This is a genomic window from Steroidobacter agaridevorans (assembly GCF_009932555.1).
GTDB classification, from domain to species: Bacteria; Pseudomonadota; Gammaproteobacteria; order Steroidobacterales; family Steroidobacteraceae; genus Steroidobacter; species Steroidobacter agaridevorans.
The window spans coordinates 90005-108677 of sequence record NZ_BLJO01000010.1 but is presented as its reverse complement, the minus strand read 5'-3'; the positions used below and the strand labels follow the sequence as shown (position 1 = coordinate 108677).

22 protein-coding genes are annotated in these 18673 nt (G+C 62.6%); 13 read left to right on the top strand and 9 right to left on the bottom strand.

Going from position 1 to position 18673, the window contains the following annotated elements:
- Positions 1 to 147 precede the first annotated feature (147 nt).
- The gene (locus tag GYH35_RS30470) at positions 148 to 1092 is read right to left on the bottom strand and encodes a hypothetical protein (protein ID WP_161830388.1); all 945 of its coding nucleotides are present in this window, start codon (positions 1090 to 1092) and stop codon (positions 148 to 150) included.
- Positions 1093 to 1386: 294 nt separating this feature from the next.
- Here GYH35_RS30470 and GYH35_RS30465 point away from each other — a divergent pair, with 294 nt between their 5' ends.
- The 7 genes from GYH35_RS30465 to GYH35_RS30435 are packed head-to-tail and all read left to right on the top strand — an operon-like array spanning position 1387 to position 6132.
- Positions 1387 to 1773 carry a LiaF transmembrane domain-containing protein gene (locus tag GYH35_RS30465; RefSeq protein ID WP_161830387.1) on the top strand — a complete coding sequence of 129 codons (387 nt, stop codon included), beginning with the start codon at positions 1387 to 1389 and terminating at the stop codon, positions 1771 to 1773.
- Positions 1770 to 2660: a LiaF transmembrane domain-containing protein gene (locus GYH35_RS30460; RefSeq protein WP_161830386.1), complete on the top strand. Its 891-nt coding sequence runs from the start codon at positions 1770 to 1772 to the stop codon at positions 2658 to 2660. The genes GYH35_RS30465 and GYH35_RS30460 overlap by 4 nt, the downstream gene beginning before the upstream one ends.
- On the top strand, positions 2660 to 3724 hold the full coding sequence (locus GYH35_RS30455) for a sensor histidine kinase (protein WP_161810028.1): 1065 nt from the start codon (positions 2660 to 2662) through the stop codon (positions 3722 to 3724). The genes GYH35_RS30460 and GYH35_RS30455 overlap by 1 nt, the downstream gene beginning before the upstream one ends.
- Positions 3725 to 3735: 11 nt before the next feature.
- Positions 3736 to 4476 (top strand): LytR/AlgR family response regulator transcription factor, encoded by a 741-nt coding sequence (locus GYH35_RS30450; RefSeq protein WP_161810027.1) that lies wholly within the window; start codon positions 3736 to 3738, stop codon positions 4474 to 4476.
- A complete protein-coding gene (locus GYH35_RS30445; protein WP_161810026.1) occupies positions 4473 to 4796 on the top strand; it encodes a DUF4342 domain-containing protein in 324 nt (107 codons plus the stop codon). Before GYH35_RS30450 ends, GYH35_RS30445 begins: the two co-directional genes overlap by 4 nt.
- Positions 4797 to 4813: 17 nt before the next feature.
- A complete protein-coding gene (locus tag GYH35_RS30440) occupies positions 4814 to 5581 on the top strand; it encodes a hypothetical protein (protein ID WP_161830385.1) in 768 nt (255 codons plus the stop codon).
- 8 nt (positions 5582 to 5589) lie between these two features.
- Positions 5590 to 6132 (top strand): DUF4136 domain-containing protein, encoded by a 543-nt coding sequence (locus GYH35_RS30435; RefSeq protein ID WP_161830384.1) that lies wholly within the window; start codon positions 5590 to 5592, stop codon positions 6130 to 6132.
- An 18-nt stretch (positions 6133 to 6150) separates the two neighbouring features.
- On the opposite strand, the gene GYH35_RS30430 is transcribed toward GYH35_RS30435, so the two are convergent.
- On the bottom strand, positions 6151 to 6540 hold the full coding sequence (locus GYH35_RS30430) for a TraR/DksA family transcriptional regulator (protein ID WP_161810023.1): 390 nt from the start codon (positions 6538 to 6540) through the stop codon (positions 6151 to 6153).
- Between the two features lie 114 nt (positions 6541 to 6654).
- Positions 6655 to 7701, bottom strand: coding sequence for a ribosome small subunit-dependent GTPase A (gene rsgA, locus GYH35_RS30425; RefSeq protein WP_161830383.1), 1047 nt, complete (start codon positions 7699 to 7701; stop codon positions 6655 to 6657).
- A gap of 255 nt (positions 7702 to 7956) precedes the next feature.
- Between rsgA and GYH35_RS30420 the strand changes: the two genes are divergently transcribed.
- Positions 7957 to 8646, top strand: coding sequence for a class I SAM-dependent methyltransferase (locus GYH35_RS30420; RefSeq protein ID WP_161830382.1), 690 nt, complete (start codon positions 7957 to 7959; stop codon positions 8644 to 8646).
- Positions 8647 to 8649: 3 nt separating this feature from the next.
- On the opposite strand, the gene GYH35_RS30415 is transcribed toward GYH35_RS30420, so the two are convergent.
- Both GYH35_RS30415 and GYH35_RS30410 read right to left on the bottom strand, forming a co-directional pair.
- Positions 8650 to 9678 carry a hypothetical protein gene (locus GYH35_RS30415; protein WP_161810020.1) on the bottom strand — a complete coding sequence of 343 codons (1029 nt, stop codon included), beginning with the start codon at positions 9676 to 9678 and terminating at the stop codon, positions 8650 to 8652.
- A 9-nt stretch (positions 9679 to 9687) separates the two neighbouring features.
- Positions 9688 to 10167 (bottom strand): SRPBCC family protein, encoded by a 480-nt coding sequence (locus GYH35_RS30410; RefSeq protein WP_161810019.1) that lies wholly within the window; start codon positions 10165 to 10167, stop codon positions 9688 to 9690.
- A gap of 36 nt (positions 10168 to 10203) precedes the next feature.
- On the opposite strand from GYH35_RS30410, the gene GYH35_RS30405 reads away from it, so the two are divergent.
- Both GYH35_RS30405 and GYH35_RS30400 read left to right on the top strand, forming a co-directional pair.
- On the top strand, positions 10204 to 10629 hold the full coding sequence (locus GYH35_RS30405) for a PaaI family thioesterase (protein ID WP_161830381.1): 426 nt from the start codon (positions 10204 to 10206) through the stop codon (positions 10627 to 10629).
- Between the two features lie 213 nt (positions 10630 to 10842).
- On the top strand, positions 10843 to 11280 hold the full coding sequence (locus GYH35_RS30400) for a hypothetical protein (protein ID WP_161810017.1): 438 nt from the start codon (positions 10843 to 10845) through the stop codon (positions 11278 to 11280).
- A gap of 14 nt (positions 11281 to 11294) precedes the next feature.
- Here GYH35_RS30400 and GYH35_RS30395 read toward each other — a convergent pair whose 3' ends face one another.
- Positions 11295 to 12500: a glycosyltransferase gene (locus tag GYH35_RS30395; protein ID WP_161830380.1), complete on the bottom strand. Its 1206-nt coding sequence runs from the start codon at positions 12498 to 12500 to the stop codon at positions 11295 to 11297.
- Positions 12501 to 12662: 162 nt separating this feature from the next.
- On the opposite strand from GYH35_RS30395, the gene GYH35_RS30390 reads away from it, so the two are divergent.
- Entirely contained in the window at positions 12663 to 13454 is a 792-nt protein-coding gene (locus GYH35_RS30390; protein WP_161830379.1) for an MmcQ/YjbR family DNA-binding protein, read from the top strand.
- Between the two features lie 2 nt (positions 13455 to 13456).
- On the opposite strand, the gene GYH35_RS30385 is transcribed toward GYH35_RS30390, so the two are convergent.
- Positions 13457 to 14425, bottom strand: coding sequence for a threonine dehydratase (locus tag GYH35_RS30385; RefSeq protein ID WP_161810014.1), 969 nt, complete (start codon positions 14423 to 14425; stop codon positions 13457 to 13459).
- A 95-nt stretch (positions 14426 to 14520) separates the two neighbouring features.
- Between GYH35_RS30385 and GYH35_RS30380 the strand changes: the two genes are divergently transcribed.
- Positions 14521 to 15705 (top strand): alpha/beta hydrolase-fold protein, encoded by a 1185-nt coding sequence (locus GYH35_RS30380; RefSeq protein ID WP_161830378.1) that lies wholly within the window; start codon positions 14521 to 14523, stop codon positions 15703 to 15705.
- Between the two features lie 6 nt (positions 15706 to 15711).
- Here the strand turns inward: GYH35_RS30380 and GYH35_RS30375 are convergent, their stop codons facing one another.
- Both GYH35_RS30375 and GYH35_RS30370 read right to left on the bottom strand, forming a co-directional pair.
- Positions 15712 to 16575 (bottom strand): alpha/beta fold hydrolase, encoded by an 864-nt coding sequence (locus GYH35_RS30375; protein WP_161830377.1) that lies wholly within the window; start codon positions 16573 to 16575, stop codon positions 15712 to 15714.
- Positions 16576 to 16721: 146 nt separating this feature from the next.
- Positions 16722 to 16946 carry a tautomerase family protein gene (locus tag GYH35_RS30370; protein ID WP_161810011.1) on the bottom strand — a complete coding sequence of 75 codons (225 nt, stop codon included), beginning with the start codon at positions 16944 to 16946 and terminating at the stop codon, positions 16722 to 16724.
- Positions 16947 to 17093: 147 nt separating this feature from the next.
- Between GYH35_RS30370 and GYH35_RS30365 the strand changes: the two genes are divergently transcribed.
- On the top strand, positions 17094 to 18668 hold the full coding sequence (locus GYH35_RS30365) for a winged helix-turn-helix domain-containing tetratricopeptide repeat protein (RefSeq protein WP_161830376.1): 1575 nt from the start codon (positions 17094 to 17096) through the stop codon (positions 18666 to 18668).
- The last annotated feature ends 5 nt before the right edge of the window (positions 18669 to 18673 follow it).

Below are 18673 nucleotides of genomic sequence, written 5' to 3'. Positions count from 1 at the left end.
CAGCAGGTTATTTTCCCCCTTCGGGGAATGTGCTCAACGAGATCGCTGGCCGCTTCGCGGCCGCGGCTCCTTCCGAAAGCCCCCCGCAGGGGAAAAAATAAAAGTAAACCTTCCGAAGAGGGGGCCGCGAATCGCCGGCCGACGACGTCAGGGCGTCAGCGGCTGACCGGCCCACCGCAAGATCGCCCGCGACACATCCTGTTCCTTCTTCAGCTGCTCCATCAGCTTGAGCTGCTGCTCGGAGAATTTCTCTTTCTCCACTTGCGCCGCCACGACGGCGGCGGCCGCCCGGCTCTGATGGCGCACCGTCTGGATCTTGTCCGTCACTTGCATCGCACTGGCAGAGTCCGGAATCGCCAGGCGCTGCTCGATGCCCAATCCCATCCCCTCGGCCAAAGTCGTATCGCTCTTCTGCAATGCCTGAGCCACTTGCTGACAACGCACGCGAGTCTCTGGCTCGCGCACATGTTGTTCATCGCACGCTTGAGTCGCTGCGCGAAACGCGGGAATCGCGAGCGAGGACAACCAGCCTATCGTTGAATTCATCGCATTGGTCAGCGGCGTCGGGACGGGTTGCGCGGCGGACGTTGCGACGGGCGTGCGGCTCAACGGAGGACTGAGCTTCGCAACGAGCGTCGTCCAATAAACATTGAAGTGCGCCGCTTTGCTCATCATCTCGAGAATCTGCGCTTCTGCTCGTGCATCACGGCGCGCCTGCGCTCGCGCGAGCGGTCCCAGCCACACGGCGCCGCTGCCCGGATCGAGCTTGCGCAAGCGCGCTTCGATGGGCTGGGGCTCGCAGCCGGGCACTTCCGTGCAAAGTCGCAAATGTAACCACAGCAGTTCGGGCCGCTCCGGCGCGGCCTGCGTCGCTTGCTGAATCTGCGACAGCGCCTGCGAGCCGTTAGTGCTGGCGTTCGTGCCCCAGAGCGCCAGAGCGGTGGCGGCCATCTGATCCGCGTCGCTGCGTTCTGGGGCGGGCCGGGCATTGGAGGAGCCCTGTTGCGGAGGCGAGCTGGCGCACGCCGAGAGCAGCAACACCGCGAGCAATGGCCACGAGCGGGCCCGACCGATCCATGATGCGCTTTTCATGGGCGGAGATCTTAACAAGTCTGCTGTACCAGCCATCCCTGGATCCTCGGCCAGCCGGTACATCCGTGTCCCGGCGTTCGCGCGGTTCGCGGCGACGTTAAGTCGCCACGAAAAGACATCCGCGCTCACCTACCGGCGCGTATCCGCCGTTCACCGGTAGTTGCTGGTAACCCTCTGCGGCAGGACTTAGTTTCGGAGCCCATGGTCGTTAGTCCGTCAGCGCCCCCGTCATCTTCAGGGCCTCGTGCCCGTCGTCGGGCCTGTATCCAGGGCGCTCACGGCTGGAGTCACTCGATGAACGATTTATCCGCACAGCAACGGCCGCGCCGCTCCCGGCTGGTGCTGGGCATTTTCCTGCTCGTGATGGGTGGGCTGCTGCTGGCAGTCAACCTGGGCTACGGGTTGCCGTGGGGCTGGTGGCAATACTTGCCGTGGGCGCTGTTCCTGATCGGCGGGTGGGGCCTGATCGTGCCGAGCCGGCACATGGACCGCGTTGGCGGTGTCTGGATCATGGCCATCGGTCTGTACTGCTTGATGGGCTTCAATAACTGGTGGGGGCTGGGCTGGTCCGGCGCCTGGCCGATCTTCGTGATCGCCGCGGGCCTGGGCTTCATCCTGCATCGGCATGAAGATCGGCTGCCGCCTTCGGGAAACGGCCCGTCGGGCAATGGTGTGTCATGAACCAGGTCCCGCCAGGAGACGATCCGAATCGGAAGCAGGACGAGGATTGGCCGTTGCACCCGCCGCGCCCGGCGCAGCAACCGAGCCCCCGTCACGAGATGTTCTCGACCCGGCTGATCGTCGGGCTGCTCATCATCCTGCTCGGCGGCACGCTGCTCGCCGACAATCTCGGTTGGTTCGAAGCGCGTCATATCTTGCGCAGCCTGTGGCCGCTGGCGCTGGTCGCGGTCGGCGTCGCGATGATCCGTCATCCCCAACACAAACGCAGTCGCGCGTGGGGCTGGGTGCTGGTCACGGTGGGCTTCTGGATCTTCGCCGACAAGATCGGCTGGATCCACGTCAGTCTCGGCCAGCTGATATTGCCCGGCATATTGCTGTTCGTCGGCGGCGTGCTGGTGTTTCGTTCGTTGAGCGGTCCGCCCAGCGGGCCCGATTCCACGACCTCATCGACCGGCACGCCAAACATCAACGGCACCGCCAGCACCAACGGCACGAATCAGACGAATAACACGAATCAGGGCTTCAGCTTCGGCAGTGCGCAGGCCAGCGACAGCGCTGAATTCGTGCGCTCGTTCGCGATGCTCTCGGGTCACGAGCTCCGGCCGGTGTCGCGGCCGTTTCGCGGCGCCGATCTGAATGCCATCATGGGCGGCATCAAACTGGATCTGACCAGCGCCCGCATGGAAGGCGACAGCGCCGTGATCGAAGTGTTTGCATTCTGGGGCGGCGTGGAAATCTATGTGCCGCCGGACTGGACCGTGACCAGCGAAGTCACGACGTTGCTGGCCGGGTTCATCGACAAGCGACGCCCCACCAGTGTCGTGCCGACCAAACATCTGGTCGTCAAAGGCATGGTGGTGATGGCCGGCGTCGAGATCAAAAATTAATGCATCCGATCTTCAAACACCGCGGCCGCCTGCTGCTGTATCTCGGCGTGTGGGTAGTGTTCGGCCTGTTGCTGACCGTCGTGTTCGTGTTCGGCGGCAACGCGCCCGTGGCCTGGTCGCTGGAGTTCGCGGTGCCGGTAGCGATCGTGCTCGGCCTGCAATCGTTGTCGTTCTGGTACGTCGTGCAGGCCATGCCGCCCGACGACACGCCGGTCGCACGCCTGGTCACGACGTGGGCGATCGCAGGGCTGGTGTCGTTGATCGTTTGGATCGCCATCGCGTCCGCGTGGGCGATGTGGCTGTTGCCAGAAGGTGAGGTTTACCCGGAGTCGGCGGCGGGGCTGCTGCCGTTGCTGGTATTCGCGGGCGCCATCGGCATGTCGCTCGCGGTGCTCGGTCACTATCTCGCCGGTGCATTTCAACGTTCACGGAATGCGGAACGGCGCGCACTGGAGCTGCAGGTCCTGGCGCGCGAAGCCGAGCTGAAATCGCTGCGGGCGCAGCTCGATCCGCATTTCCTGTTCAACAGCTTGAACTCGGTGGCGGCGTTGATCGGCAACGACACCCAGGCCGCGCGGCAAATGTGTTTTCTGATGGCGACGTTCTTTCGCAAGAGTCTGACGCTGGCGCGCCAGCAGGCAATTCCGCTGGCCGAGGAAGTGTCGCTGGCCGAAACTTTTCTTGCCATCGAGAAGGTGCGCTTCGGCGATCGGTTGCGCGCCAGTTTCGACATCGCCGACGACGTGAGGGAAGTGGCGGTGCCGCCGCTGATGTTGCAGCCTCTGGTGGAGAATGCGGTTCACCACGGCGTTGCGCACATGCTCGAAGGCGGTGAAGTCTGCGTGCAGGCCCGTCGCCGGGAAGGTTTTCTGGAGCTGGTGGTCGCGAATCCCTGCGATCCCGATCGGCCGCCTTCGCGCAGCACCGGCGTCGGCCTGGTCAACGTGCGCTCGCGCGTGGAAACATTGTGCGGTCATCGCGCCAGCGTCGATGTCGATGCCAGCGAGACCGCGTTTCGAGTTTCGATCCTGCTGCCGGCCGTCAGCACCCATGCAACGTCTTAAAGGAATCTCCCGTGCGTGTCCTGATCGTCGATGACGAAACCCTGGCCCGTTCCATCCTGGCCGAGCACCTGGTCAAGTTGCCGGACATCGAAATCGTGGGGCAGGCGGCGAACGGCTTCGAGGCGGTGAAGCTGGCCGAGGAGCTGAATCCCGATCTGATGTTTCTGGACATCCAGATGCCGAAGCTGTCCGGCTTCGAAGTGCTGGAGCTGTTGGGCGAGCGCGCCCCCGCCGTCATATTCAGCACAGCGTTCGACGAGTACGCATTACGCGCCTTCGAGGTGCATGCGGTCGACTATTTGTTGAAGCCCGTCGAGCCGCCGCGTTTGGCCGCGGCTGTCGAGCGTGCCGCCGAGCGCTTGCGAAACAAAACGCCCGCGCCGTCGCCGGAGCAATTGTCGGCGTCGGCCCGCCCGCCCGGGCGCACGCTGGAGCGCATTCTGATCCGTCACGAGGGGCGCGTGCACGTGCTGCCCCTGGAACGGATCGATTTCATCGAAGCCCAGGACGATTACCTGTCGTTCGCGGCCGCCGGCAAGCGGCTGCGCAAGCAGCAGACCATGAGCGACCTGGAAACTCAGCTGGATCCCACGCGTTTCGTGCGTATCCACCGTTCGTTCATCCTGAACGTGGAACGCCTGGCGCGGATCGATCTGTACGGCAAGGACAGCTGGCTGGCCATCCTGTCGGACGGCAGCAAGCTGCCCATGTCGCGCACGGGGCATACCAAGTTGAAGGAGCTGATCGGATGACCATTCCCGGAGGCACTGCCATGACCGAGACGCATTCCACCCGTAACGAGCCGCCGCGTTCAGAAGAATTTCAGTTCAGCGGCGATACGCTGCTCGCCAAGATCAAGGAGATCATCCGCGCCGGCAACGTCCGTCGCGTGATCATCAAGAACGAGGAGGGCCGCGTATTGATCGATATTCCTTTGACGCTGGGCGTCGTGGGCACGCTGCTCGCGCCGCAGCTCGCGGCCATCGGCGCGATCGCCGCGCTGGTGCTGAAGGGCTCCATCGTCATCGAAAAGGAAGCCGAGACTCCCTCGACGGTGACGCCGTCGCTGTGAGTTGCGGAGCGCTGTGAGTGGCGAGGCGCATCGGCATCGTAGCGATTGTCGCCTTGCTGCTTGCGCCGTTGCAGACGACGTTCGCGTCGGCCGACGACGCGCTCGATGAATATCTGACGCACATCGCGGACAGTCTGCCCGAGAAAACTGCCGCGGCCTTGAAACAAATCGACGGGACGCCGCGCCGATTGCTGGCGGCGCGCTCTTATCTGCGAGCCGGCGACACTTTGCGTTCGCGCTGGAGCTGGACGGCGGACGAGATCGAAAAGCACGCGCGCTCACCGGAGTATCGCGCACTGCTCGCCGAGACCGAGAAGGTTCGAGCCCGTTTCGAGTCGCAGAATCCGGGTTACACGCTGTACGCCAACACCGAGGCGCGCAGCCTCGAGCTGCAAATCGTTCGTTTCAATACGAATGCATCCGTCGGCAGAGTGGCCGCGTCGCTGCATAAGCAGGCGCTCGCCGAGATTGGCAAATCTGCCTATGGCTCACCGGATCAAGCCGACGCTGTCGAGCGTTTCAAATCATTCTTGACCCGCTGGCGGCCCCCGACGGCCGCGCCGCTCGCCGCGCCGGGGATTTCTCGACACGGCCAGCTGCGGGCCATCGATTTTCAGATCATGAAGGACGGCGCCCTTGTGGCGCCTACCGAAACCGCCACGGTCAAGCGCAATTGGGATGCGCCGGGGTGGACGAAGAAATTGCAGGCGGCGATGGCGGACAGTAACTTCCGCGGGCCACTGCAATCGCCTTACGAGCCGTGGCATTACGAGTACGATCCTTGAGGCTGCTTATGAAGACTGTCGCTGTATCTTCGGGTTTGCTGCTGGGTGCGACATTGCTCGCGGGCTGCACGGCCACGGCTCCGTCGAAAGTGCGGGTCGATATGGCGGAGAGCGGCCTGCCGAATTGCCAATCGTTCGAATGGCTGCCGACGGAGCAGCAACCCGCGACCCTCACCGAGCAGCGCGTGAAGAGCGAGGTGATGTCGCAACTCAAGGAGAAGGGCTATGCCCAAGCTGCCGAGAAAGGCGACTGTCGCGTCACGTATGCGCTCGACATCCATGAGCGGCCCGTAAACAAACCCGGCGTCGGCGTGGGTGTGGGCGGCGGTTCCGGCGGTGTCGGTGGCGGCATCGGCGTCACGCTGCCGATTGGCAAGCGCAGCGAGCAAGCGGGCACCTTCACTATCGACATCGTCGACACAGCGAAGAATGCGCAAGTGTGGAGCGGCTCGCTCGATGCTTCATTCCTCAAGTCCGAGCCGAACGAGGACGAGACGCGCGAGATCGTTGCGAGGGTGCTGGAGGAGTATCCGGATCGAGAGCCGAAGTAACATCGGCTCTCGCGATCGTCAGAGGCTCGGCGTGCGTGCCGAGGCGTGCGTCTTCTCGTAGAGCTCCTGACATTCCACATCGCGCTCGGCCGTTGGCTCCGCCTGCAGGCGCTTGATCGGAATCTCCCTGCCGCAGTCCACGCAAGTTCCATACGTGCCCGCGTTGATCCGCTGCAGTGCCGAGTCGATCATCCGCAGCTCGTCCACGTCGCGCTCGATCTCCGTCAGATTGGTATCGACGACCAGCGTCGCGAACGAGTCGTCCTCGGCATCCCGAGCGCGTTCCGCCACGTTCCCAGGGGTCTCTTCGAGCGACTTCGCCCGCTCCCGCTGCAAGTCGACGCGCAGCTGCTCTGCCCGGTCTCGCAAGCGAGTCTTGAGCTCCAGCGCCTGCCCTTGATCGATCATGTGCACTCACCTCGAAGCCTGGACTGGTATGTAACCCGCCGCCGAGCGGCGGGTTCCTGAACGAGGCAATGAAGGTGCATTGCCTCGCTCCGGTGTCGGTAATAGACATGCAATTCAGCGCTTGTTTTTCTCCTTCACTTTCAGCGCCGATGACGTGATCCGGCCGAAACTGCGGTCGCGGGCACGACGCTCGTGGGTGCTCATTCCCGCCAGCGCGGCCTCGCGTTGCAATTTGTGATAGCTCGCCAGGCGCCGAGCGTCGAGTTGCCCGGCGGCGACGGCCGCGAGCACTGCGCAGCCCGCTTCCGAGTCATGCTTGCAATCGCGGAAGCGGCATTGAGCTGCGAGCGTTTCGATGTTGTCGAACACCGTTCGCAGACCGGCCTCGACGGCGCCGATCTTCAGCTCCCGCATGCCCGGTGTGTCGATGACCCACGCGCCGCTGTCGAGAGCAAACATCTCTCTCGACGTCGTCGTGTGGCGGCCTTTGCTGTCGTCCTCGCGAATGCCGCCGGTCGCTTGTTGAGTGTTTCCAGTAAGGGTGTTGACCAGCGTGGATTTGCCGACGCCGGACGAGCCGACGAATGCGACGGTCTGACCGGGTTGCAGCCATTGCTCGAGCACTGCCACCGTCGTCGTATCCATTGCATTGACGGCGATCGCCGCGGCCGTCGTTCCCAATGCGTTCGCCTCGTCGATGAACGGTTCGGGACTGTCGCACTGGTCGGCCTTCGTGATCACGATCACGGGTTCGACCTGCGCTTCGAACGCCACGGCGAGGTATCGCTCCAGGCGCGACGGATTGAAGTCGTCGTTACATGACGTGACTACGAACAGCGTGTCCAGATTCGCTGCGATTGTTTGCAGCCGACGATCGGTGCCGGCTGCGTGACGTTTGATCACGGAATACGGCGCGATCACGCGTTGGACGCGCGGCGCCGCGTGCTCGACGAGCACCCAGTCGCCCACGGTGATGGGCAGCTCCAGAGTGTCGAGCAAGCGGGGCGGAACGGTGACGTTGATCGTGCCCTGTTCCGAAATCACCACCAGACCGCTCCGATGCACGCTGCTCACGCGTGCGGGATGAGCGGTTTCCAGATCTTCGAGCGTCAGTTGCTGAGAATGAAACGAGCGCCAGCCAAGGTGTGACAAAGAAGCCATGCGAGAACCCCACAGAAACGCGATGCCATCCGCTCCTCGTCCGAGGAACGGGCGTAACAGCGCCGGGGTGAACGCAAAAGCTCGCTCGTCTAGCGGGCGTGCAGCATCAACCCGGCGGAGATCGCGGTTCGCACAGTCATAGTTCTCTGGACCTCTCCTGGGTTGGTGAATGGAAGGAGGCGAAGCCTACTCGGGCGAGCGCAGGTTGGCAATTGGCGGTGTTGAATCACCTCGGTAAATCTGCGAAAAGTACCCATGAGTAAGCCCTCCGACGTCTTTGCAGATCCCGAAGCTGTGTCGCGATATGCGGAAGGGCCGCCGCGTCTCGTGCCAGGCTTCGCCGATCTGCAGCGTATGGCCAGGCTGCTAATCGCCGAGCGGGCTCCCCAGGATGCACGAGTGTTGGTGGTTGGCGCGGGCGGCGGCCTGGAATTGAAGGTGTTTGCGGAGAGCCAGCCCGGCTGGCAGTTCGATGGAATCGATCCTTCCGCCGCAATGCTGAAACTCGCCGAGGCGACGCTCGGCCCGCTCGTACCTCGAGTGCGGTTACATCCAGGCTACATCGATGTCGCACCCGAAGGTCCCTTCGATGCGGCGACCTGTCTGCTGACCCTTCACTTCGTTGCGCCCGAAGAGCGACTGCGTACGGTGCGGGAAATTCGGCGTCGATTGAAACCCGGCGCGCCGTTGGTCGTCGCGCATCTCAGCTTTCCGCAAGGCGAGCCGGAGCGTGCGCTTTGGCTATCGCGCTACGCCTCCTTTGCGATCTCTTCGGGCGTCGATCCCGCGAGTGCTACGAATGCACGTACAGCCATCGCTGCACAGCTGCCGATCCTCGCACCCGAGCAGGACGAGGCGATCCTGCGCGACGCAGGCTTCACCGATGTGAGTTTGTTTTATACCGGCTTCACGTTTCGTGGCTGGGTCGCGTATGCCGCGCGTTAGAGCTCAGCGCAATTCCAATACGCGCCGCCCGATTGTGTATCCCGGCGAGATCGACTCCGCAGGGTCGTGCTTGCACGAATTGTCCTCGAAGTAGGCGGTGGCGAGGGTCAACCAGCCCATGAAAAAGCCCACGCCGCCGCAGACCATCGTGCCGCCATCGCCACCGCGAGTCATGCCGATTTCAGCAACCAGCTCGTATTTGTAAGGATCTGAAGCGATCAGCAGGCCAAAGGCGTTCGGCTGCCAATGGCAGGTCCAGTCGGAGACGAACTTTTCGGCGGGTGGCGAAAGATTGCCTCCAGACAGAGCCCATTCTCTGCGCCAGGCGGCCTCCTCCGGACTGATGTCCGTCGGGTAACGGTCGCAAGGGACATGATCGCCCCAGCGGAACAACGTCTGCGAGCCAGCACCGCAGGCATATTCCCACTCATCTGAACTCGGAAACCGAAAGCCGCTCTTAGCGAGCTCCTCCGCCAGCTGCGCATGGGTGCGTGGGATCGAGTGTTCCGCGGTTAGCCGTCCTTTCTCGTCCCTGTGAACGCGTGTTTTCGCATCGTCGCGCCCTCCGACGACGGTAATGTTGGTGCGATCGCCATGCTCGCGCAGGATGGCTTTGACTTCAGGATCATCGAGGCCAATCCTGTCCCAGCCGAGTTCGCTGGCAGTCGTTTCCATGAGCAGCGGCGCAAGCCTTACGCATCGAAGCGGCAGCGTGACTTTGCCAATATAGTCCCCGATCGTGCCTTCGATCCCGTATTCCTCGGCTGAGCCTTGCCAGCTCTCCAGCTCATCCGGGCTCGGCTCCCATGCTTTGTTTGGATCGTATCCGACTGTCACGACGCCGCCTGGCAACAGCGCGAAGCTTGCGCCGCCGTTTCTGTAGAGAGCCACGTCCTGTTGTCGCTCGCCCAGGCGAAAGGTGGCAACGCGGTCGAATACGAAGCCGGACGGGAGCTCGCTGGCCAGATGCCGCGCCAGCGTATGGCGCTCGGCGGGTGTGATGTTTCTCCAACGGTCGGCGGACAAATCCATTTCACATCCTCAAGGTTCGAGGTGAGGCATTTCGAGACCTGCGAGGGCGCGCGCCATCTTGTCGAAGGTACTGCGCCAGCCTTCAGCGTAGCCATGCGATGAGCCTGCCCAGAGCTGCGAATGCTCGAATGTCATCCGCGTGCCGCCCTCGCGATCCTCCAGCAAAACTGTCACCAGCGTCTGGTGATCTGGCTCGCTCTTCCAGGTCCAGGTGAATGAGAGCTCCCGCGGGTGGCGGACGGCGCGGTACTGGCCGCTGGCCGTATGCTCTTGTCCGCTGCTATCTCGGAAGGTAATGCTGTAGATCCCGCCAGGCTGAACGTCTAAGGTCGCCTTCAGGACGGAGCCCGCCGGGTCGGAGCCGAACCATTGGCTTACGATCTTCGGATCGGTCCACGCGCGCCAGACAGTTGCGCAGTTCGTGTCGAAGTCGCGAACGATCCGAACTGCGTTTGTTGCCACCGCCGATGGTTCTGGTTTGGTGCTCATGCGCGTAGTATCCATCCGTCTTTGCCCGCTGCCGCCATGATCGAGAATAAACTTTGTTTCGACAAGGAAGGGCTCACCGCCTTCCTCGATGACGCCTTCCTCGCGGCTGCGCGCCCCGCGGTGGGCGAAGTGGCGTTCGTGAAACTCAATCACGTGCAGCTCACTCTACAGCCGCGCCCGGAGATGGCGCGGCCGGGGAACATCGTCTCGGGACCCGCACTCATGACGTTGATCGATGTCGCTGCTTACGCCGTCGTGCTTGCACATATCGGCCCTGTTGCCATGGCCGTGACACATACGATCAATGTCGCTTTTCTCCGCGCCTGCCGATGGAACACGGTGGTTGCCGATGCCCGTCTGATAAAACTCGGCAAGCGGCTGGCCACGGTCGATGTGAGATTGTGGCAGGGCTCGGAAGAACATCTGATCGCTCAATCGACGGTCGGTTACGCCTTGCCTTAACGGCCGGCCACTGTCCGTTCGAATTAACAGTTGGCACTCCATCTGGAGTGCGAGCGGCGTTCTCTCGACGAGGTCACTCGCGGCGGCCGCGGCTGTCGTGATATATCCCGCACACTCGCAGCGCTGGTCGACATGCTCGCGCCGGATCGGGAACGGCCTGAAGTAGATCTCGAGAAGCTCGAGTCCCATCCACCCGAGGGCCAATGAATCTATATGAGTCAGACCGCAATATTCCGCTTCCTTGTCCTGGCTTCGCTGGTCCTGGCGATACTCGGCTCGTTGGTCGACTTCTTCATGCCAGGGTTGGTCCCTCAGGAGCTCAATGACGCATACGAAGCCTACGACCCCGGGGAGCCGCAACTATGGCTCGCTCTCGCCATGGGCATCCTCGCGCTCGTCCTGGTCGTGGGCGCGATTGTCGGGGCAGTCGGGCTCTGGCTGTTCAAACGGTGGGGTCGGGGACTCTCGTTCTGGTTGACCGCTTCTTCGATCGTGACGTATCCATTCCTCGGGCCTGTTCTGTATTCCGGCTGGTCACTCATGCTGACCGAGGTTGGAATGATGTTGTGGGGCGCGGCCCTCGCCATGGCCTATTTCTCCGAGCTGAGGCTGCGGTTCGACGGCGAGGGCGCGCGCGTATTGGCGGGTTGAGCCGGCCTGGTTGTTTATTCCATCAGAAGCCTGGCCGCCCGCATCGCTCCATCGCCCACGATCGCATCTGCCATAGCCAGCGCTCGCGCGCGAGTTCCATTACTCAACGCCGCCTCGAGCGCGGAAGAGAGCGAGTTGGGAGTTGGTGTCGGCCCGTCATGCGCCGAGCCGATACCTAAGTCCCAAACTCGACCGGCCCAATAAGGTTGATCGCCAAGCTGAGGCACGATCACTTGCGGCGCTCCCGCCCGCGCGGCCGCGGTCGTTGTGCCGGCGCCGCCGTGGTGGACTACGGCAGCTACGCGAGGAAACAACGCCTGTTGGTTGACCTCGCCGACGATGAAACAATCGTCGAGCTCATCGATCAACGCAAGCTCCGCCCAGCCGCGCGACATGAGGATACGACGACCTTGCGCGCGTACGGCATCGATCGCCATTCGAGCGAACTGCTCCGGTGCGGGAAGACTGCCCAAGCCCACATAGACAGGCGGCGCGCCAGCATCGAGGAATGCAAGCAGCTCATTCGGAAGCGGCCTCGCATCCGGCAAGATCCAAGCGCCAGTCTGCGCGACATCAAGCGGTGCTGGGCGCCGCCACGGTGCGAGCACCGGATCGGCGGCAAGTAGCGGCTGGCCGGTGTAGCAATAGTCACGCACGTTGTCGACCTTCGGCAGACCGACAGAGACACGCAAGGCATTGAACCCTTCACCGAAGATCTCGTTCATCACCTGTACATCCCGGTCCCACAGCACTTGATTGTCCGTCACGTCGCGCGGCAGAGGGTGACTCGGATACTCGAACGGCCGTCGCTGCGGCGAAGGAAGAAAGATCGGGCAATAGGCCGCGTGCACGTAGCGCATGCCCCGCTTCTCCGCAACGGATCGCGCCGCCGATACCGACGAGAAGAGACCGGTCGCCAACATCACATCGCATCCTTCCGCGGCTCGATTGATCGCCTCGTACTGAGCGACCATCACCTGCGCGGCCACTTTGGGCAAGGAGAGGGTTGCGCGCTTTGGCAGCATCTCTGCGATCCAATCGCGCACCGACCTGAAGGCGGGCAGCAACGGTACGTCGGCAGCAGCGAAAAGGTTTACAAACTCCGCATCGGGTGGCGCGCACACGCGGGCATCCGCGCCGAGCGCTCTCAATGCGACAGCAAGCGCAAGCAAGGGCTGAACATCGCCACGCGATCCGAAGGTGGTCAACAGTATGCGCATATCACGGCCTCCTTTACGGCAAGGCCGGCGATACTGGGGCACGACGCGGGCCTTCCGGCAAGCCCCCGGCTGGGGTATATTCTCAGCACGCCAGGAGAAGAACGCTTTTTGCCGTCCGGCGCCCCCTCTCGATCTGAACTCACGAACGGCTTTTGCCCGCCCATGGCAAAGAAAAAGGACATCAGTCAGGCCGTCCGCGAAATCTGCCTCTGGTTTCCCGAAACTGAAGAAGTGCTCGCGCACGGCTCGCCCGATTTCCGGGTGAAGGGCAAAACGTTTGCGTCCTATGTCATCAACCATCACGGTGACGGCCGCATCGCCCTGTGGCTCAACGCACCGCAAGGCGCGCAATCTCACTATGTGAAGCACGAGCCGAAGCATTTCTTCGTGCCGCCCTACGTGGGCCCTCGCGGCTGGCTGGGTGTAAATCTCGACAAGGGCATTTCCTGGAAAACGATCGCGACGCTGGTGCGCGAGGCATATACGAAGGTCGCGCCGGCATCGTTGTCGAACTCGCTGGGCGACACCATCGAGATCACGCCGCCCACCGCGGCCTTGAAGCCGGAAGATATCGATCCGATGCAATCGAAGCGCGGTCAGGCCGTGCTGAAGGAGATGCGCGCGATCTGTCTTGCGCTTCCCGAAACGAGCGAGGACAAGCAGTTCGGCAATCCGGTGTGGCGCGCGGGCAAGAAGGTCTTCGCGCAGGCGTACTGCTATCGAGCGGATCGCAAACTGCAGCTCGCTTTCTGGGTCGGCGTCGATCAACAAGCGCTGTTGATTCGCGACGGGAACTTCAGCATTCCCGCGTATCTCGGGCACAACGGCTGGATCGCGCTCGATGTCACGAAGGACGCGAACTGGCGCGAGATTCGCTCGCTCGCGCTATTCAGCTATCGGCACTTCGCGCTCAGCAGAATGCTGAGGGCGCTGGATGCGCAAGGCGTCGAATAACCCTAGATCTCGTTCCTCAGCGCGCGAGCAAACACTGCTGCGTCGACGTTCCCGCCAGACAACACGACGCCAACTCGCTTGCCAGCCCATCGATCCCGCTGCTGAGTCGCGGCTGCAAGAGCTGCTGCGCCGGCGCCTTCGGCGACGTTGTGCGTGGACGTGTAGATCAGGCGCATCGCGCTCGCAATCTCTTCGTCACTGACGGCAATAACGTCGTCCACCTCCCGCCGGATGACCTCGAGCGCTTCAGGTACGGTTGACCTGCAAGCCATGCCGTCGGCGATGGCCGTGGTGACGGGTGAATCGACAGGCACGCCGCTCTGAAATGATTTTTGATAAGCCAGCGCCAGGGTCGACACCACGCCAATCAGCCGGGTCTTCACGCCACAGTACGCTCGAGCGATCGATGCGCCCGTGATGCCGGATCCCTGGCCGATGGGTACATACAAAACATCGGGCGGTGCATCGCGTAACGCCTCGAAAAATTCCACGTAAGCCGTGGCGACGCCACGCACGAGCTCCGGATGGTAAGAGGGCACCCGATGCAGCTTGCCCTGTTCCGCGAGGACGGCGGCGTATTCGGCGGAGGCCTGAAAGTCTTCTCCGTACTCAACCAGTTCAACGCCCAATGCGCGCATCGCTGCGTTCTTTTCTACGGAGTTGCCATGCGGGACCACGATGGTGGCCTTCAAGCCGTGCTGTCGGGTCGCGAACCCGATGGACTGGCCATGATTGCCGCGAGTGGCGCTGACCAGGTGCCGGACGTCAGGTTGAGTTCGGCGCAGCCAGCCCACGTAGGTCAGCCCGCCGCGCACCTTGAATGCGCCGAGCGGCGTATGGTTCTCATGCTTCACCCAGAGATCGAAGCCCAGCGCCTGCTTCAGCAACGGCCAGTTGTACTGAGGCGTCGGCGGCATCACCGAGTAAACGGTTCGCTGAGCGTCTTGAATGGCGTCGCGGGTGAACTGCATGTCTGACGATCCTGAGGTCGGCCCGATGAGAGTGTATAGGAAACGTCCATCTTGGCTATGATGACGGCCGTGGCAACCACGCGATCGAGCCCGCCATGAAACATTTATCCATTGGCGCAACGTTCCTACTGATTGCGCAAGCATTGCTCGCAACGCTTACCTATGGCGCGGAGCAATCGCCAGCGGCCGCGCAGCCGCCCGTCATTCACCCCGACCGCAAGATCACTTTCACGTTCAGGGCCCCGGAGGCGCGTAGCGTCGCCGTTGCTGGCGGCGACGGATTGGGTGTGGGGCCATTGCCGATGACCAAGAATGCCGATGGTCTGTGGAGCGTGACCACGCCGCCGGCCGTGCCCGGATTTCACTACTACTGGTTCGTGCTCGACGGTATCCAGGTCAACGATCCTGCGAGCGAAACATTCTTCGGCTACGGGAAGCCCACCAGCGGCCTGGACGTGCCGGACCCTGCTGGCGATTTCTATTCCATCAAGGACGTTCCACACGGAGAAGTGAGAGAGAGAACGTACTTCTCAAAGACCACCGGCGCGTGGCGGCGTGCCCTCGTGTACACGCCGCCCGACTATGACAAGAACACGAAGACTCGCTACCCCGTGCTGTTCCTGCAACATGGCGCGGGAGAGAACGAGACCGGCTGGACCCGGCAAGGTCGTGCGCAGTTCATTCTGGACAACCTGATCGCCGTCGGCAAAGCGAAGCCGATGATCGTGGCGATGGATCGCGGCTATACGACGCCGAATACACCGGATATCAGGCAGCAGAACATGCAAGGTGCCTTCAGTGCGTTCGAGAAGGTCATCGTGGACGATTTGATCCCGACGATCGATGCCTCGTATCGGACGATCCCGGACCGCGATCATCGCGCGATGGCGGGCTTGTCGATGGGTGGCATGCAGACGCTTTTCATTGCGTCTCATCATCTCGACAAGTTCGCCTACATCGCGTCGCTCAGCGGGCCCATGATTCGCAACGACCGGATGGGCGAGCGGGCGCAGATCGATTTTACGGGCCCGTTCGATACCAAGATCGCCTACAACCGCATGTTTGCTGATTCCGCGGCCTTCAACCAGCGAGTTCGACTGCTGTGGATCGGCGTGGGCAGCGCCGAGCCGGACATGTTTCTTACGAGTATCGGCGGGGCTGTGGAGGCGCTGGAGTCAGCCGGCGTGAAGCTGGTGTACTTCAAATCCGACGGCACGGCTCACGAGTGGCAGACCTGGCGCCGCAGTCTGAACGATCTGGCGCCACGGCTGTTTCGCTGACCGGCGCTATGCCTGGCGGGTGCGGCAGATAAAGTCGAGCATCAGCGGCACAGCGGCGGCCGCGTGCGTCTCGAGCAGCAAATGGCCGCCATCGAAAATGTGAGCTTCCATTCTTGGCAGCGCCTGCATCCATGACAGCGTCTCGGCGATATCGAAGAACGCGTCGTGCCTGCCCCAGAGCATCAGCGCAGGCGGTTGCCAGCGCGCCAGATATTCGGCGATGGCGTCGAAGCGCGCGGCGTAGTTTCCGTAGTCCTTGATGAGCGCGCGCTGCGTCTCCATCCGGCCCGGCAAACACATCACTCGCCAATCTTCCTCCCAGCCTTTGGACGAGATCCGCGCAGCTACGTCCGATGGCACATTGGCGACGTACTGATCGCGCGTGCCTTCGAATGTGAGATGCGCAGTTGCTGCCTTTTCGTTATTCGCTGTCGGCTGCGACCAGTAGGCCATCGTCTCCGCCCATTGCGGTCCGAAGCCCGTGCGATGCGCGTTGGCGTTCTGGATGATGAGGCCGAGTACTTGTTTCGGCGCCTGCATGGCAACGTGAAATCCGACCGGCGCGCCAAAGTCATGGAGGTAGATGTAGCGCGGCCCGATCGCGAGCTGCGCGAGCAACTCGCAAATCGCTGCACCGAAGGCTGGGAACGAGACTGCCGGCAGCACGTCGGACTCACCCGAGCCGGGCAGGTCCGGCGCGATCACGTATGCAACCTGCCAAAGCGCCGGGATGACATCCCGAAACGATCGCGCAGAGGTCGGAAATCCGTGGAGGAGCAGCACGGCAGGCCGTGAGGCGTCACCCGCCCTGATGAAGGACAACTCCGTGCCGCCAGCCAGGCGAATTCGGTGCCGGGTTCCTGGGTCCATGTCCGAGCTCCATGCAATGCCACCCACGGTTAACGCGATCGCGGGCCAGGCGTTCCGAATCGCCTGGCCGAAAAAGTCTGTCGGCACAGATGGACATGGCGCCGGATCCGCGCCGATAGCATCGAAACGCGGATCCGGACGAGCGTCTAGGCGGCCTTGCCTGCTGCAAGCGCGTGAACGTCGGAAGCCTTCAGCGCTTTGCCGCCGATCGCCCAGTCGCCTCCTTCGAACTCCTTGATGCGAACCCATGTGACCGGGCGCATGTTTTCACCTTCCACCGCGATCATCGCCTCGGTGACCTTCGCGATGAGCTCCTTCTTCTGAGTCGGGGTGAAGACGTCTTTGATTACATCGATAGTGACGAGCGGCATGGTCATCTCCTGGGTTGGCTGGCGCGGACGATTCCGGTTCCAGTGGGAAAATCGTGTCACGGCCGCGCCGCCCAAGCTTGCAGACGGCCTGGAGAAATCCTGGAGATTGTTGGGATTCGCGCGGGCTGGCCGTATCCTACCGGCCATATGATCTACGCGTTCGGCCGATACGAGCTGGATCTGGCAACCGTCGAGCTGCGCAGCGACGGCAAGCTCGTGGATCTCGAGCCGCAGGTATTTGCGCTGCTCGCGCTGCTGGTCGCGAACAGCGAGCGTGTGGTTTCCAAGGACGAGATCATCGAGAAGGTCTGGGACGGCCGTGTCGTTTCGGATGCGGCCGTGGCGAGCCGGGTGAAGACCGCCCGTCAGGCACTCGGCGATGACGGCAAGTCTCAGCAATTCATCCGGACCCTTCATGGCAACGGCTATCGATTCGTAGCCAAGACCCGCGTCCTGCGACCCGCGATCTCGGCGGCCGAATCGAACAGAACAGATGCCGCTCTGGTGGATATGGTCCGCCGCCTCGACCGGATGTCCCGTCCTTCGCTGGCCGTGCTGCCTTTTCGTTACATCGCTGGCGATGAACGGTATGCGGCGCTGGCGAGCGCGCTGCCGGATGAGCTGATTGCCGATCTCTCGCGACTGCGCTGGTTGCTCGTCACCGCGCGTGGCTCCTCTTTCCGTCTGCGTGTGCCAGAGGCCGATTTCGGTGAGATCGGGCGATTGCTTGGTATGCGTTACTGCTTGTCAGGCACGGTCGAGGTGTCGGCTGACCGGCTCGTGATCCTGGTCGATCTGGTCGATACAAACGATGGCGCCGTCGTCTGGGCCGATCGATTCGCGGGCCGGATCGACGATGTGCATTCGATGCGCGAGCAGATTCGGTCGCAAGTGCTCATGGCGCTCGAGATCCGAATCCCGCTGCACGAAGCGTCCCTGGCTCGCCTCGCCCCAGTCGAGAATCTCGATGCGTGGTCTGCATATCATCTAGGTCTGCAGCACCTGTATCGATTCAATCGTGTCGACAACAGCGCGGCGCTGAATTTGTTTCAACGGGCGGTGGCGTTGGATCCGACGTTTGCTCGCGCGAATGCCGGCATGTCGTTCGTGCACTTCCAAAGTGCGTTCATGCATTACACGGACGACATCGCCGGCGCGATCGATCGGGGCCGTCGCTTCGCGGAGCGTGGGCTCGAGCTCGACCCGCTCGATCCCTTCGTCAACTTCACCATGGGTCGCACCTATTGGCTGGAAGGCGATCTCGAAACCAGCCTGAGCTGGCTCGAACGCGCGACTGACATCAGCCCGCACTATGCGCAAGGCATATACGCTCGCGCCTGGACGGAGGCGCTGGCGGGCAAGGCGTTCGAAGGTCGCGAGCACGTCGATCTGGCGATGCGCTTGAGTCCGCTCGATCCGCTGCACTATGCGATGCTCGCAACGCGCGCGCTTACTCATATGGCGTCGAACGAAGACGAACAAGCCGCCCACTGGGCGGAGCGCGGCGCTCGCTCGCCCGGTGCACATGTATTGATCGGAGTCATCGCTGCCGCAGCTCACACGCTCGCCGGCCACACCGCTCGCGCACGCTTCTGGGCGGACAACGTACGTCAGCGCAACGATTCACTCACGCGCGAGGTTTTCTTTCGCTCGTTCCCGATGAGATCGGAGGCGATGAGGACGAGGATGGATCGGGCGTTGGTGGAATTGGGCTTTCGGTGAGCTCG